14 protein-coding genes are annotated in these 13,921 nt (G+C 59.9%); 5 read left to right on the top strand and 9 right to left on the bottom strand.

Annotated features, from left to right (window positions below; translation table 11 throughout):
* The 3 genes from FJ941_RS28665 to dprA all read left to right on the top strand — a co-directional run.
* Nucleotides 1–812: amidohydrolase family protein (locus FJ941_RS28665; RefSeq protein ID WP_140510938.1), on the top strand; the 812-nt coding region annotated here is incomplete at its 5' end.
* A 54-nt stretch (nt 813–866) separates the two neighbouring features.
* On the top strand, nt 867–1,454 hold the full coding sequence (gene plsY / locus FJ941_RS28660; RefSeq protein WP_140510936.1) for a glycerol-3-phosphate 1-O-acyltransferase PlsY: 588 nt from the start codon (nt 867–869) through the stop codon (nt 1,452–1,454).
* Nucleotides 1,451–2,584, top strand: a complete 1,134-nt coding sequence (dprA, locus tag FJ941_RS28655) for a DNA-processing protein DprA (RefSeq protein ID WP_140510935.1) — start codon at nt 1,451–1,453, stop codon at nt 2,582–2,584. Before plsY ends, dprA begins: the two co-directional genes overlap by 4 nt.
* Before the next feature lie 55 nt (nt 2,585–2,639).
* On the opposite strand, the gene FJ941_RS28650 is transcribed toward dprA, so the two are convergent.
* From FJ941_RS28650 to FJ941_RS28640, 3 genes are read right to left on the bottom strand one after another with little or no spacing between them, the layout of a single operon-like run.
* Nucleotides 2,640–3,179: a Stf0 family sulfotransferase gene (locus FJ941_RS28650; RefSeq protein WP_140510933.1), complete on the bottom strand. Its 540-nt coding sequence runs from the start codon at nt 3,177–3,179 to the stop codon at nt 2,640–2,642.
* Nucleotides 3,091–3,342, bottom strand: a complete 252-nt coding sequence (locus FJ941_RS28645) for a Stf0 family sulfotransferase (protein WP_246674062.1) — start codon at nt 3,340–3,342, stop codon at nt 3,091–3,093. The genes FJ941_RS28650 and FJ941_RS28645 overlap by 89 nt, the downstream gene beginning before the upstream one ends.
* Nucleotides 3,339–4,679 carry a glycosyltransferase family 4 protein gene (locus tag FJ941_RS28640; protein ID WP_140510931.1) on the bottom strand — a complete coding sequence of 447 codons (1,341 nt, stop codon included), beginning with the start codon at nt 4,677–4,679 and terminating at the stop codon, nt 3,339–3,341. Before FJ941_RS28640 ends, FJ941_RS28645 begins: the two co-directional genes overlap by 4 nt.
* 195 nt (nt 4,680–4,874) lie before the next feature.
* On the opposite strand from FJ941_RS28640, the gene FJ941_RS28635 reads away from it, so the two are divergent.
* Nucleotides 4,875–5,615 (top strand): hypothetical protein, encoded by a 741-nt coding sequence (locus tag FJ941_RS28635; RefSeq protein ID WP_140510930.1) that lies wholly within the window; start codon nt 4,875–4,877, stop codon nt 5,613–5,615.
* Nucleotides 5,616–5,661: 46 nt separating this feature from the next.
* Here the strand turns inward: FJ941_RS28635 and otsB are convergent, their stop codons facing one another.
* From otsB to FJ941_RS28615, 4 genes are all read right to left on the bottom strand, one after another.
* Nucleotides 5,662–6,468 (bottom strand): trehalose-phosphatase, encoded by an 807-nt coding sequence (otsB, locus tag FJ941_RS28630; protein WP_140510928.1) that lies wholly within the window; start codon nt 6,466–6,468, stop codon nt 5,662–5,664.
* Entirely contained in the window at nt 6,468–8,270 is a 1,803-nt protein-coding gene (locus tag FJ941_RS28625; RefSeq protein WP_181170052.1) for a trehalose-6-phosphate synthase, read from the bottom strand. Before FJ941_RS28625 ends, otsB begins: the two co-directional genes overlap by 1 nt.
* Nucleotides 8,271–8,376: 106 nt before the next feature.
* Nucleotides 8,377–10,539, bottom strand: coding sequence for an amylo-alpha-1,6-glucosidase (locus FJ941_RS28620; protein ID WP_140510941.1), 2,163 nt, complete (start codon nt 10,537–10,539; stop codon nt 8,377–8,379).
* Nucleotides 10,540–10,583: 44 nt separating this feature from the next.
* On the bottom strand, nt 10,584–11,645 hold the full coding sequence (locus FJ941_RS28615; RefSeq protein ID WP_140510926.1) for a glycosyltransferase family 4 protein: 1,062 nt from the start codon (nt 11,643–11,645) through the stop codon (nt 10,584–10,586).
* Nucleotides 11,646–11,823: 178 nt separating this feature from the next.
* Here FJ941_RS28615 and FJ941_RS29145 point away from each other — a divergent pair, with 178 nt between their 5' ends.
* Nucleotides 11,824–12,309 carry a hypothetical protein gene (locus FJ941_RS29145; RefSeq protein WP_181166004.1) on the top strand — a complete coding sequence of 162 codons (486 nt, stop codon included), beginning with the start codon at nt 11,824–11,826 and terminating at the stop codon, nt 12,307–12,309.
* Nucleotides 12,310–13,045: 736 nt separating this feature from the next.
* Here the strand turns inward: FJ941_RS29145 and FJ941_RS28600 are convergent.
* Nucleotides 13,046–13,246 (bottom strand): hypothetical protein, encoded by a 201-nt coding sequence (locus FJ941_RS28600; RefSeq protein ID WP_140510924.1) that lies wholly within the window; start codon nt 13,244–13,246, stop codon nt 13,046–13,048.
* 165 nt (nt 13,247–13,411) lie between these two features.
* Nucleotides 13,412–13,666 carry a hypothetical protein gene (locus FJ941_RS28595; protein WP_140510922.1) on the bottom strand — a complete coding sequence of 85 codons (255 nt, stop codon included), beginning with the start codon at nt 13,664–13,666 and terminating at the stop codon, nt 13,412–13,414.
* Between the last annotated feature and the right edge of the window lie 255 nt (nt 13,667–13,921).

Raw genomic sequence — 13,921 nt, 5'->3', positions numbered from 1 at the left:
ATACGATATCGAGCGCGCTGGTGATGCGCCGCGCGCTGACCTACGCGCGCGATTTCGGCGCCACCATCGTCCATGAAACGCAGGATGCCGACCTTGGGTCCTCGGGCGTCATGAATGAAGGCCTGTATGCCAGTTGGCTCGGTCTTTCCGGCATTCCGCGTGAAGCCGAATCCATCCCGCTCGAGCGGGACCTCGCGCTGGCGCGGCTGACGCGCGGTTCGTACCACGCCGCGAAGATCTCGACGGCAATGGCGGCAAGCGCCATGGCGCGGGCGAAGGCTGACGGCGCGGCAGTGACATCGGGCGTATCGATCCACAATCTGTCGCTCAATGAAAACGACGTCGGCGAGTACCGCACCTTCTTCCGCCTGACGCCGCCGCTGCGCGCCGAGGAAGACCGGCTGGCTGTGATCGAGGCGGTGAAGGACGGAACGATCGATATCATCGTCTCTTCGCATGATCCGCAGGATGTCGACACCAAGCGGCTGCCCTTCGCTGACGCCGCTGCTGGCGCCATCGGCCTCGAAACCCTGCTTGGGGCGGCCTTGCGGCTCTACCACAATGGCGACGTGCCTTTGCTCAGGCTGATCGAAACCTTGTCCACCGCGCCGGCGAGGCTGTTTGGATTGCCCGGCGGCACACTGAAGCCGGGCGCGGTAGCCGATCTCGCCCTCGTCGATCTCGATGAACCCTGGATTGTCAGTGAAAGCGGCATCCGCTCGCGCTCGAAAAACACATGCTTCGAAGGCGCACGACTGCAAGGCAAGGTCTTGCAAACGCTGGTGGCGGGCCGCACAGTATTTTCTGCCTGAGCCGGCGGTAACCATGCCACATCGGACATGGTTGTGGACAATGCGGGGGAAACAATGACTTACGGCCTGATCCTGGCGTTGGTGTTCGGTTATCTGCTGGGCTCAATTCCGTTTGGCCTGCTGCTCACCCGCGCGGCTGGCCTTGGTGACGTACGCAAGATCGGCTCCGGCAATATCGGCGCCACCAATGTGCTGCGCACCGGCAACAAGGGCCTCGCCGCCGCCACCTTGCTGCTCGATGCGCTGAAAGGCACGGCCGCCGTGCTGATAGCAGGCCATTTCGCGCCTGAGACGGCGGTCTGGGCTGGCTTTGGCGCCTTTCTGGGCCACCTGTTTCCGGCATGGCTGAGGTTTAAAGGGGGCAAGGGCGTCGCGACCTATCTCGGTGTGCTGGTCGGCCTTGCCTGGCAGGTGGCGTTGATCTTCGCCATTGTCTGGCTGGTGATGGCTTTTCTGTTCCGCTTCTCCTCGCTGGCAGCGCTGGCTGCGGCCGTCGTCGTCCCGATCGCCCTGTATTTCATGAGCACACCGCGGATTGCAGTGCTGTTCGTGGTGATGAGCATCATTGTCTTCATCAAACACCGGGAAAACATTTCGCGGCTGATTGCCGGCACCGAAGGCAAGATCGGAGCCAAGGGGTGAGCGAACCGGCCGCCGGGCCGCGTCTCACCGATCGCCAGCGGCTAAGCTGGCTGCGGCTGATCCGCACCCAGAATGTCGGCCCGGCCTCTTTTCGCGACCTGATCAACCGCTTCGGTTCGGCCGAGGTCGCGTTGGAAATGCTGCCGGAACTGATGATTTCCGGTGGCGCCAACCGGATCGTTCGCATCCCTTCCGTTGCCGAAACCGAGGCCGAGATGGAGGCCGCGAGGCGGATCGGTGCACGCTTTGTCGGCATCGGCGAGGCAGACTATCCGCCGCTGCTGCGCAGCATGGACAATCCGCCGCCGCTGCTGGCGGTCAAGGGTAATGCCGCGGTGTTCCGACTGCCGGGGGTCGCGATTGTCGGCGCCCGCAACGCGTCGCTTGCCGGCATCAAGATGGCGCGCATGCTGGCAGCCGATCTCGCAAGAGAGGGCTACGGCATCATCTCCGGCCTGGCGCGCGGCATCGACACAGCGGCGCATCAGGGCAGTCTCTTGACCGGTACGGTCGGAGTGCTCGCCGGCGGCCTCGACCTGCCCTACCCGCCCGAAAATACCGGCCTGTGCGATGACATTGCCGAGCGCGGCGCCATCATCTCGGAAATGCCGTTCGGCTGGCAGCCGCGTGCCCAGGATTTCCCGCGCCGTAACCGTCTTGTTGCTGGTGCTGCCCTTGGACTGGTGGTGGTCGAGGCAGCGCAGCGCTCAGGCTCGCTGATCAGCGCCAGGCTTGCCGGCGAGATGGGCCGACTCGTCTTTGCGGTCCCCGGCTCCCCACTCGATCCGCGCGCAGCCGGTACCAACGGCCTGCTCAAGGACGGCGCCACGCTGGTCACCGAAGCTTCGGACATATCCAGGGCGATCCTTCCGCTGACCGGCATGCGAGCGCCTGAGGTGCCGCCGTTTGAAGACCCGCCCGATTTTTCGGCAACACCGCCACCGGGCGAGAGCGACCGCGCCAAGGTGATCGAGGCGCTGGGGCCGACACCAGTGCCGGTGGACGAAATCATCCGCCACACCGGCCTGCACCCGGCCCAGGTCTTCATGGTGCTGCTGGAACTCGACCTCGCCAGTCGCCTCGAGCGCCACGCGGGTGGCAATGTTTCGCTGGTTTTCGCGGAAGGCTGACGACAGCGCCGCCTGCAATTCCCGCAGTATTCCGTCGCGACGGCATGTGACGACCTCATACGATATCCAACACATTTGGATTGCCCTGCTCTAACTTGAAACGATGGGCCCATTCGAGGTTGATCGAGTCTCGCTGTTTCTGGATGACGACTTTGCTAAAATCCTGATTGGGCTGCAGTTGCAGGCCCATCATATCGGCGACTTTGCGGACGGCATCCTGTGGGTTCGCGACAACTAGCTCATATTCGAGTCTTAGAGGTTCGATCCCCGTTCGTGCATAGAACATCTCCCAACGCGCCCTTTCCCGAACCAGCACATCGAGCTGCCTCCGAATCAGTTCGGCATCGAAAACCGCCGGCTGGTTTGCGGGCTGGATCGATCGGTACTGACCCGTTTGGATCGCCCTTGCCCAAGATACCGCCTGACCGAGAAGGTCTCGCCTGGAAAGATACACAAAATGAAGATTTGGAAGCGCATTGATCCAATCGATTTCTCTCGAAATCCAATCATGCTGGTGCGCAAAGATTTTCAGGCCGTAATACGATTGGGCGTCGCGCCCATGGTGAGAATTTTCTCGACTTGGCCGACGATGCATTCAGGGAAGGTTGGATCATCAAAAATCGACGACCCCTCCCGTTGAAATATTCAAGCGGATGTCCGAGCACGCCGGTACTGCTAAGATGCTGACACAGGAAGTTGCTGCCAGATCTTGGCGATGTACAAATTGAATAGCCACGAATTCCGTCAGCTACCTTCAAATTCGCTCTCGCATCCTGAGAAGGATCTTTCGCAAAAATAGAGGGGTCAAACTGTTATATAATCGTTTGAGTTTGCTTGCCAAATCCGAAAGAACTGCCAGATTCTGATCTATTCGAGACAATGTGTCTCGGGTGATTTCGGTCACGTTAACGATCGAAGCTGACGCGTGGGAGAGCGAATCAAGTTGGGCCGTATCGAGCTTGATGGAATTGACCTGTCCACCAAGGTCGGCCAACGCCACTGCACTGCCCTCTAGGGTTTCTGTGTTTGACTGCAGCAACTGCAACAGCGAGGTTTCAGGGCCGACCAACCCGTGCAGTTCCTTGGCAATCTGGAGCCATTTGCGAGGTGAGGCTGAAACACCAATCTCTTCGATCCAGCAAGCGGTGGCGAGCGACCGTTCGTCTGCCGTGGTAGCAGAATTGGCCTGTATGGCCTGATCATAAATTCGAAGATGTTCCTTGATGAAGTCGCCTGCACCTACCGTTCCACGAAAATAGGCTGTCACCTCGGCGGCATCGTCGGCATCAAACCTCGAGATCGCCTCCAACAGATCGTGGATTGTGGTCGGTCTGGTCAGAAGTCCGACGCCGAGGTTCATGCGCCGCCACATTTCCATGTTTCCTGCAGTCAGCAAGCCGGCGAAGCCACGTCCGTCGCAAACCACAACCGAGCACCCCACCGCTGCCGCCTCGATAGCCATTCGGGCAGTCGCAAACACGATGTCGTACTCGAGCAGATCTTTTTCGAGTTGATATGAGTACCGGCCTGTTGCGGACCCCAGCTCATCGAGGTGAATTCCGCTTTTGAGGCAGGCTTCTCGCACTGCTTGCTGGTGCTCGAAATTCTTGGTTAGCAGCAGCCCCCTCTGCGGCCTCGAGGGCAGCCGCGGTCGCTGCTTGAAACGTTCGAGATCAACCGCATTGAAAACAATATCCAACCTGTCTGCCGGCACACCCCGTGAGAGGCATCTTGCTTTGCACGCCTCGTCCACCGCGATCCAATGGCGAATCTGTGGATGGAGCATCGGGGCCTCGACCTCGAAGAAGGCGCTATGACAGGAGAATACGGCCGGCACATCAGGAAATCTGGCGACCGCGGTCAGACAGGGAGTCAGATGCTGCCCGTGGATCACATCGGGCCTTTCGATAATCTCCGCGATCCGATCAACCACTTGGTGCCCGCGGCTGCGGAGCCTGTCAGCCATGTCGCCAAGCATCGGCGCTAACAACATAGTTTGATGCCCCGCGCCGCGAAGTCCGTCGGCAAGCAATTCCACGACGGATTCCGAGCCGCTATTTTGCGACACAAACAGGTTGGTTATCAGTATCCGCAAAGGCGGCCTCCTTGCCTGTTCCGCATTGGCGACAAAGACAATGGGTGCTAGGCAGCGTTTCTTAGTTCGAAGCCATTGACCAGACAAGGATTCCAGATGGCGTCCAAACTTGCGGGACCGTTGCACAGCATTTCGACGCAACCTGATTTCGGCCTCCGGCTGGGCAATGCCGGAGTATGACTAGAGAGCGACCACATGCCTGAAAAGTTGCAACATGTGCTGATCCTCGCACATCCAGGACATGAGCTCAGAATCCATCATTGGCTGGAGCTTAGCAGGCCGCGAGTGTATCTGCTCACGGATGGCTCGGGCGGACGTAACCAGGCTCGAACCAAATTCTCGCGCGAGGCGGTGGACGCCGCCGGTGCGACTGCCGGAGCAATCTTTGGCGAAATTCCGGATTCCGCCTGGTACAAAGCGCTGTTGACCACGGACGGTGGTTTCTTTGCCGACGTGCTGAGGCAAATTCGTCTCGATTTGATGGAATTTCAAGACGTTCAAGTCGTTTCCGATGCGGTCGATGGCTACAATCCTATTCACGATCTCGCATGCGCGTTTGGTAATGCTCTTAATGGCAGGCTGCACGGCGCCAGACCGGGCCACAAGCACCTTTGTTCGGCGGCGGTTCCCAACGTGCCGGGACTTGTCGAGGTGGAAGTTCAGCTGGATTCGGCAGCCCGCGCCAGAAAGATAGCAGCGGTCAAAGCTTATACGCCGCTTGCAGATGAGGCTCGACAAATTTTGGATCGAGACCCGCAGTGTTTCGATAGGGAACTTCTCATCTCGCAGAATTTCGACTGGAACAAGTCCTGGACCCCTGAATGGGAGCGGATCGGCAAAGAGCGCGTCGCGAGGAAGCTCTACGATAGATGCATCACCTACCGAGAGAATGTGCAGCCGGTGGTACAGCAATTGATGCTTAAAGGCTTCTGCTGAACTGGACTGTCATCAACTCTTGAATTCTTCGACAAGCATTATTCCTTCAGTCCCGCCCGGCCTTTGCCCGAACCGTCTTGCCGAACGAGCCGGCGGTGACGGACTGAGTCTGGCTCACCGCAGCCAGCCAAGCCAAGGCCTCGCCAACCCCGGCAAGCACGTGGCGCGCCGCTGTCGGTCCGCTCGGTTTGATGCGGATCGAGATGCCGTCCATCTCATTCACGGCCTCAAAACCATTCTCGTCGGATGTGTCGTCGCCAAGAAACACCGGCCGCCTCCCCTCGAAAGCCGGCAGATCCAAAAAGCGCCTGATTGCCGCTCCCTTCGCCGCCTCCAACGGCATCAATTCAACGCCGGCATTGCCAGCCAGCACCCGATACCCCGCGGGCAACCTGTCCAGCGCCTGCTCGACCAGTTGCGTCGCGCGCTGCAACAATTGCGGTGCCGCGCGTGTGTGGATTGCGAGGATCGGACCCTTGCGCTCGATATAGACGTCCGCACTACCCAGCTCCGCTTCGATTTCCTCGGCAAGCGCCGCAATGTCGGCCGGCTCTCCCGCCGCCTCGACCGGACCATCACGCGTGAGCCTGTGCTCAAGGCCGTAAAGCCCGGCGGCGCGCAATCTGAGGGGCTGGAAAAGATGATCGACCGCGGCGATCGACCGTCCCGTGATGAACGCCAGAGCTCCGTCCAATTGCAATTCGAGCCCCGCCAACAGCGTCCGCAATTCATCGCCGACAACCACCGCATCTGGATGCGCGGCATGTTCGAGAAGCGTGCCATCGATATCGAGGAAAAGACACCACGCATTCTGCGGGACATTGGGTTCGGTCAAGTTTGACAATGTCGACATCACAGCGCTGCCACGCGCTTGCGGTCGAGCAGCGATATCACATTGCCAGAAGAACCGGGGCCAGAAGAACCGGGGCCAGGAGAACCGGGGGCGCCATTGACGGCACGATCGACCGCATCGCGTTTGCGCAGGCGCGCCGCATCGAACAGCATGCTGCCCGCCCATCGATAGACATTGTTTTCGCGTACGACCTCGCGCATGCGTCGCATGCGCTGACTTTGCTCTTCCGGTGACATGGTCAAGGCTTGCAGCAGGGCGTCGCCCATCATCGCCGCGTCATAGGGATTGACGATCAACGCCTCCAGCAGCTCCTTCGACGCGCCGGCAAACATGCTGAGCAGCAGCACGCCCTGTTCATCCTCGCGCGCCGCGACAAACTCCTTTGCAACTAGGTTCATGCCGTCGTGAAGGCTGGTGACCATGCAGACGTCGGCGGCCCGGTAAATCTCGTAGACCTGTGTTTGCGAGTGATGTTCGGTCACCAGCACAACTGGGGTATAGCCTTCACGACCATGGCGCTGGTTGATATCCTCGGCATGGCGCAGACATTCCTCGTACAATTGTTGATAGGCAGGCAAGGTGCCGCGGCTTGGCGCGGCGACCTGCAGGAACGCCACCTTGCCGATCCATTCCGGATGGAGTGTGAGCAACTCATCGAGCGCGTTGAGGCGGTCCAGGATGCCCTTGGTATAGTCGAGGCGTTCGACGCCCACGCACAGCCTGACGTTTTCGGCAAAGCCGAATTTATCGCGGATAAGCCGGCGACATTCTGCAACGGCAGGCAGTTTGCTCAGACGCGGCGGCTCCCATTCGATTGAAATCGGATAGGCGTGAACCAGGCTGATCTGACCGCCATAGGAGATGGCGGAATCCTCACGCTCGATCCTGCTCTCCAGGAAGCGGTCGACGCTATCGATGAAGTTGTTGCAATGGAACTGGGTGTGAAAGCCGACGATTGAACTGCCCAGCAATCCTTCGAGAATCTTCTCGCGCCATGGGCAGATGCTGAACACCTCTGAATTCGGCCACGGAATGTGCCAGAAGGTGATGATGATCGCTTCCGGCAGGCGCTCCCGGATCATCCGCGGCAACAGCGCGAAATGGTAGTCCTGGACCAGCACGATGGGCCGCTCGTTACGTGCCTCCGCGACGACGGTATCGGCGAATTTACGGTTGACCGCTTCATAGGCCTCCCAGTCGGAGGCGCGGAATATCGGCCGGGTGAAGGCTATGTGGCACAGCGGCCAGAGCCCTTCATTGGCAAAGCCCAGGTAATAGCCTTGCAGTTCTTCCTCGCTCAGCCAGACGCGGCGCAACGTATAGGAAGGATTTTCAGGCGGCACCTCGACGCGGTCATTTTCGTCGACGACAAGCGGATCGGCCGAACCGCCACCATAGGCGATCCATGTGCCGGCGCAGGCGCGCGTAATCGGCTCCAGCGCGGAGACCAGCCCGCTGGCGGGCACGACCAGTTGGATTTCGTCGCCGTTGCGGTTGTGGATATAGGGTTCGCGGTTTGAAACCACGATCACCTGCGCATCGGGAAGTTCCTTCGCCAAAATGTGACGCAAGGTTTCCGGCGACCATTGGACGAGCGCGGCGGTCGTGGATTGCCCGTTCTTCTCGAATTCCGGCAACGGACCGCGAATGGGTTCTGCTTCATACCTGGCGAGCTTCGCGCTCCTGGCCTGTCCCCGCGACATTACCACCGCAAGCGCGACACATGAGATACCGACAATTGCGAGAATGAAGAGCCACATTGCGGCCGAAGGGACGACCAGATACCAACTGTTGTCGGGCATTTCGAATTGACTACCTTTCAATGGGACGCGGCAAGTCCACCGACAGGATCTCCGGCATCCATGACGTGGTGATCCAACGTTCCGCACTCATGATGGTTCCGATTTTTCAACTCCTGACCACCAGAGGCACCAGTCCCTCGTGCGCATCCGCAAGGAAGGCGCCGACACGATCTCCCACGCGCTGGAACGTCAGATCCACCGCCACATGTCCTACCGAGAGATGGCGAATGACGAGATTGTCGATACCGATCGGCAAGCGCGGCTGGGTCACGTGAATTTCGTTCGTCCGACCGTCAATCTGAAGGCCCAGGCAAGCCTGCATGAGCATGAAGGCGGAGCCTGCGGACCAGGCCTGCGGCAGGCAAGCCACCGGATAGGCAATCGGCGCTTCGCCGGCCGCGCGCGTGAATCCGCAGAACAGTTCGGGCAGCCGCATGTTGAAATGAACCGCGGATTCGAAGGTCCCACTCATCAACCGCACCACGTTGTCGCGGATGCCGTAGCGCGCCAGTCCGGCGGCGCAGATCGCGGTGTCGTGCGGCCAGATGGAGCCGTTATGATAGGACATCGGGTTGAAGAAGATAGCGTCGTCCGCCAGCGTTCTCAGCCCCCAGCCGGAATGGAACGAAGCCGATAGCAGTTGATCGGCGACAATGCGTGCGCGATCCGGATTGGGAAGGCCGACATAGAGCAGGTGGCCCGCATTGGACGTGCGCACCTTGCAGGGTTGGCCATCGCCATCGATCGCCAGCGCATAATAGCCAAGGTCTTCGATCCAGAAATGGCGTTCGACATGTTGGCGAATCGCATCGGCGCGCAGTTCCCAATTTTCCGACCGCTCCTCTTCGCCGCGCAGCCGTGCAAGCTTTGCCAATCCGTGGAACGCCGCAAAGACGTAACCCTGGACCTCGACCAACGCGATCGGTCCTTTCGGAATGCGGCCATCGGCATGGAAGACGGAATCAAAACTGTCCTTCCATCCCTGGTTGGCAAGACCGGATTCCGCGGCGCGCTGGTAGGTAAGGAACCCGGTCGAACGGCTCGCCGTCTCGATCCACTCGGCGGCGGCGCACAGCGATGGCCACAGGCTATCGATGAATTCCGTGTCTCCCGTGCGGTCCGCATAGGCGCAGGCGAGATGAATGTAGAGCGGCGTCGTGTCGACGCCGCCATAATAGCGGCCGAACGGCAACTCACTCAGCGCCGCCATCTCGCCCTTGCGGGTCTCGTGCATGATCTTGCCGGGCTCGGAATCGCTGAAGGGTGAGGTTTCGGTCGCCTGGTGCTGGGCGAGAAACGCAAGAACGCCACGGGCGAGGCCGGGATTTAGCCAAAGCATCTGCAGAGCGGAAATCACGCCGTCCCGGCCGAAGGCGGTGGAGAACCACGGAATGCCGGCATAGGGGTAAGGCCCCGTCGCCAGTTCCGTCGTGAGCAGCGCCACATCGGCGCGGGCCCGCTCCATCCAGTCATTGAAGACGCGGCCCGAACTGTGGAGCGTCGCCCCATGCCGGCGCTTGGCGCGCATGCCGAAACGGGCGCGGGCGGCGGCGGCCCGGAACCGATCAATTTGCGGGCGGGCGTCTGTCTTGCTCCCCACCTCCACGTACAGCGTCTGGCGGCTGCGCTTGGTGACGGCAATGAAGAAATCCGCCCGCTCGGAGGTCAGTTGATCGGGCGGCTGTGAAAACGAGATCGCCGATGTCCGCTCCACTTGGTCCAGACCTTCGTAGCGAAGCACGACCGAACTCTGGTCGATCTCGGCCGTGTGCGCGGTGCCGCGCTTGGAACGGGTCGAACCTCGGACTTCGAACATGTCGCGAAAATCGACGCCAAAGCGCAGCGACACCAGGACCGTCGAATGCTCCCGGCTATAGTTGGAGAGCGTGATGCGTTCATATAGCCTTTCCTCCCACAGAAGCCTGACCCGCTCGATATGGATCGCGCCCTGCGGAATCTGACGGCCCGCGGCGCTCTCGATCGGCAGATTGGTCAGGTTGCTGGTGAACAGGACGTTGTCCTGGCTAAGCGATGCGCCAAGCAACGACAGCGACCGCCCGCCAACGGTCAGGCGAAATTCGGAGAGCATGCGCGTGTCGTCACGGAAGAAGCCGTCGCCAGCGCCGCGTATGTCGCCATAGGCATCGGCGACGGCAAAGCAATCGCTATGCTTGAGGGCGTAAAGCCGATGCGGTTCCCTGGGGGCGGTTTCGTCCAGGGAAGCCAGTGCTATTGCAGGGTCGAGCTTGCGCTCGTCGAGTTGGGTAATGGTCAAGAAGATTGTCCCGTGCTGATTTCTGGACGGGTGAAGGTTTACGAGGCTCTGCTCTGCTCGTGGCGGTCGCTCAGCCGCGAATAGGCCGCGACATAATCCCTGGCCATTCTGACGGCGGAGAACCGCTTTTCGAAGGCCGTTCTTATTCGTCGCCTGTCGAGTTGCAGGAGAGCCGGCATTGAGGCGACGGCATCTTCGATGGTTTCGACGACAAAGCCGGTGACCCCATGATCGATGATCTCGGGCATGGCCCCGCAACTCCAGGCCATGACCGGGGTTCCGCAGGCCATGGCCTCGATCACCGCAAGCCCGAAGGGTTCGGGCCAATCGATGGGAAACAGCAAAGCGGCCGCATTGCCCAGAAACCTACTCTTCTGATCCTCGCCGATCTCGCCGACATATTCGACCTGGTCGCCATCGATCAGCGGCTGCACGACTTCCTCGAAATAGGCGCGGTCGCCATCGCCCACCTTGGCGGCGAGCTTCAGTTTCAAGCCGGTGCGGCGGGCGATCTCGATCGCCCGGTCCGGCCGCTTGTCGCGCGACATTCTGCCGAGAAATGCAAGATAGGTCCCATCGGAGCCTGCCTCGAAATCGGGCTCGTAAAGCTCGAGCGGCAGCCCATGATGGATTGTAGCCAGCCAATTCGCGGATGCGAACCGCGCCCGCTGGCTGCGGGATATGGAAATCATGGGAAACCGAGGAAACCGGTCATAAGCTTGCGCGAGGTCCGCGTAATCCAGCCTGCCATGCGGGGTCGTCACCGTGCGTTGCGGCATATCGCGGAAAAACGGAAAATGCAGGAAATGGCTGAGATGGAAATGAACGACGTCAAACTCGTCGGCCCGGTTCCTCACCTCGTCGAGCATCGACAGATGCGCGGCGATCTCGGACTTCAGCGGGCGGGGATCGAGACGAAGCGCCCTTTCGCGGCATGGCACCAGTTTGGCGGAGGTCTTTGTGTCGCCGCTGGCGAACAATGTCACCTCGTGGCCGAGATCGACGAGAGCTTCGGTAAGGTATGAGATGATACGCTCGGTACCCCCGTAGAGCCTTGGTGGCACCGATTCGTAAAGTGGTGCGACATGCGCAATCTTCATGTCCCGGCGTCCCTCAATGAGCTGGTCATAGAGCCAAAATGCATCAGGGCCGGGATCGTTCCTGATTCTTTGGAAGATGCGTGGAATGATTGGTCCGTCCCCTGTCTGACTCGACCAGCCGCCCTATTTCCTGTCGGTAATGCCGACCTTGCGCTTACGGCAGCCGAAGGAGGTCCAGATGCAGGAACCCAGGGATATCGCAGCCCGGCGTCTGAGCATGATCGTAGAACAATATGTCGAGGCCAGAAAACGGCACTTTGGCTTTGTGTCGACGGACCAGGCCGCCCGAGTCATCCGCAGAACCCTGAAACCCGATCCTTCGGAGCCAGCGCTTTCCGATCGCAACCTCGACGACATGGTCGCCGCCCTCGCCGTGAAGAACGGCCTGGCGGTCATCTTCGACCGGGGCGTGCGGGGACCGGCCAACGGCGCCGAGGCCGAGTTGAACAGAAAGGAACCGATCATGCGAGCACCGACGGAGACTCCGGATGTCGCCGGCGCGGTGGACGCAATCCTGAGCGACCGCACCGTCCAGCTTTCGATGAGCGCGGTGATCTCGTTGCTGCGCGAACGTACCGGCACCAAGCGATCCGACGCGGATCTGGAAGGACTGATTGCCAAGAAAGCCGCCGTCTTGGAGGTGCATCTGTCACCAGGCGTCTGAGCGGCCGTTGCGCCGCACGGATTCACGGGCAAACCAAAAGCGCTGGCATGTCATCTGACAATGGTGAGCGCGATGTCCAACCCATGACCTACTGATTAAAAGTTCGTTTTTGGCCGTTTCGCCAAGCCGTTGCTTTCGCTGCGCCCTCCAGAACGGCCCGCTGCCAGTCCCTCCTTCGGGCAGCGGGCTTTGGGTGTTTGATTCGCGAAAGTTCCAAGCTTGTCCCTTTCCGTTTCAATTGGTGAGCGCGGGGTAATATTCCCGGTTTCGACGCGCAGCGGAGCGCCAAAGGCGCGCATTCCATTCGGTTGGGCAGAAAAGCGGCCCGGCATCTTTGGCGGGGACCAGGAACGTGCCGGGCCTAACCGGCGGAGAGTCGGGGGGACGGGCCACCGGCTGCTGATAATATATGCTTCCTCACTAATAGATGAAACGTGCGAACAAGAAAATTTCAGCCTTCCTCAGCCTCACCCCAGCGCCGCCGTCGACCGTCGTGCTGGCGTTGGCGTGGCCGTTCTGAAAGACCCATCACGAAATCGTCATGAAGGAAGGCTAATGTTCCCTTATGGGGAGCAAATGTCGCTAATGGACCGAGACGTCTACCGCCTTAAGCGCATCGAAGATGGCCGCGAAATAGTGATGTTCTATTCGGCGGTTGAGGCCAGAACCCTCATCGGCCACTTGGATATGCGTTACCGCTTAATGCTCGGCGACAGACAAATCTGGCCCGATGAGACTAGCGGTTCGAACGCAGCTTCGAGCGGATTTCATTGACGGCACCCACGATGGCTTCGGCCGCCTGTTGGTCGAGTGCGATATCCAACAGCCCTTCCGTTGTATGGATCGAGAGAAGGCCAAGGGCGCCGTTCCCATCTGCGACAGTGCAGACATGAAATTCAGTCGGCACGAAAGGGCGTGCCTTCTCTAGATGCTTCATTGTTGGCTCATATCACTTGCGCGGCTGGCACAATGGCGCAACCGAATGACACATTCAAGCGGGCTTAGGTTGAAAATCAGCGAAGCGGTTCCTGAAGGGCGAGACTTCCGCGAGCGCCTCGCCAGCCTGGTGCGTGAGCGTCTCCCTAAAATCGACCATCAACCCCTAGAGCCCGAAAGAGAACACCTGGGGACTGCTCGTCTCATAACCGAGGCGGGGCTTGGAATTACTGCCCATGTCCGTCTGTGGTGAATTGGCGGTTCCGGTAGCGGTGCAGTCAAGTTTGGCGGCTGCTGCCGCCTTGATCGACATGCCTGCACATGTCTTTTCGGCAGTGACTGTTGGCTTCTTCTTCTCGTGCGCCATAGCGGCGCTCGACACGGCAAGCACAATCGCCGCGCAAACGATAGCGGTTTTCATTGGAAGCCCTCTCTGTTAGCAAAAGCTAATAAGAAGTTAACGCTACGTAAGATCACCCGTCAATCGTAGAATCGGTCCACGAAGGACCAATGTGAGCCTTTTTACGGACATAGAGCGGACACGAAATTCTGCGGACACAGAAAACCGCCCTCACCTGTCGCAAACCCCTGGTTTTCTTTGCCCTTCCCGAGAGATGGGTGACAGTTCATTCCGGATAGATGGGTTACACTTTCGGCCCTTTGCAAGGAGAGCAAG

It is taken from the genome of Mesorhizobium sp. B2-3-13, assembly GCF_006442195.1.
In the GTDB taxonomy this organism is placed as follows: domain Bacteria; phylum Pseudomonadota; class Alphaproteobacteria; order Rhizobiales; family Rhizobiaceae; genus Mesorhizobium; species Mesorhizobium salmacidum.
This window is presented reverse-complemented; position numbering and strand designations above follow the sequence as displayed.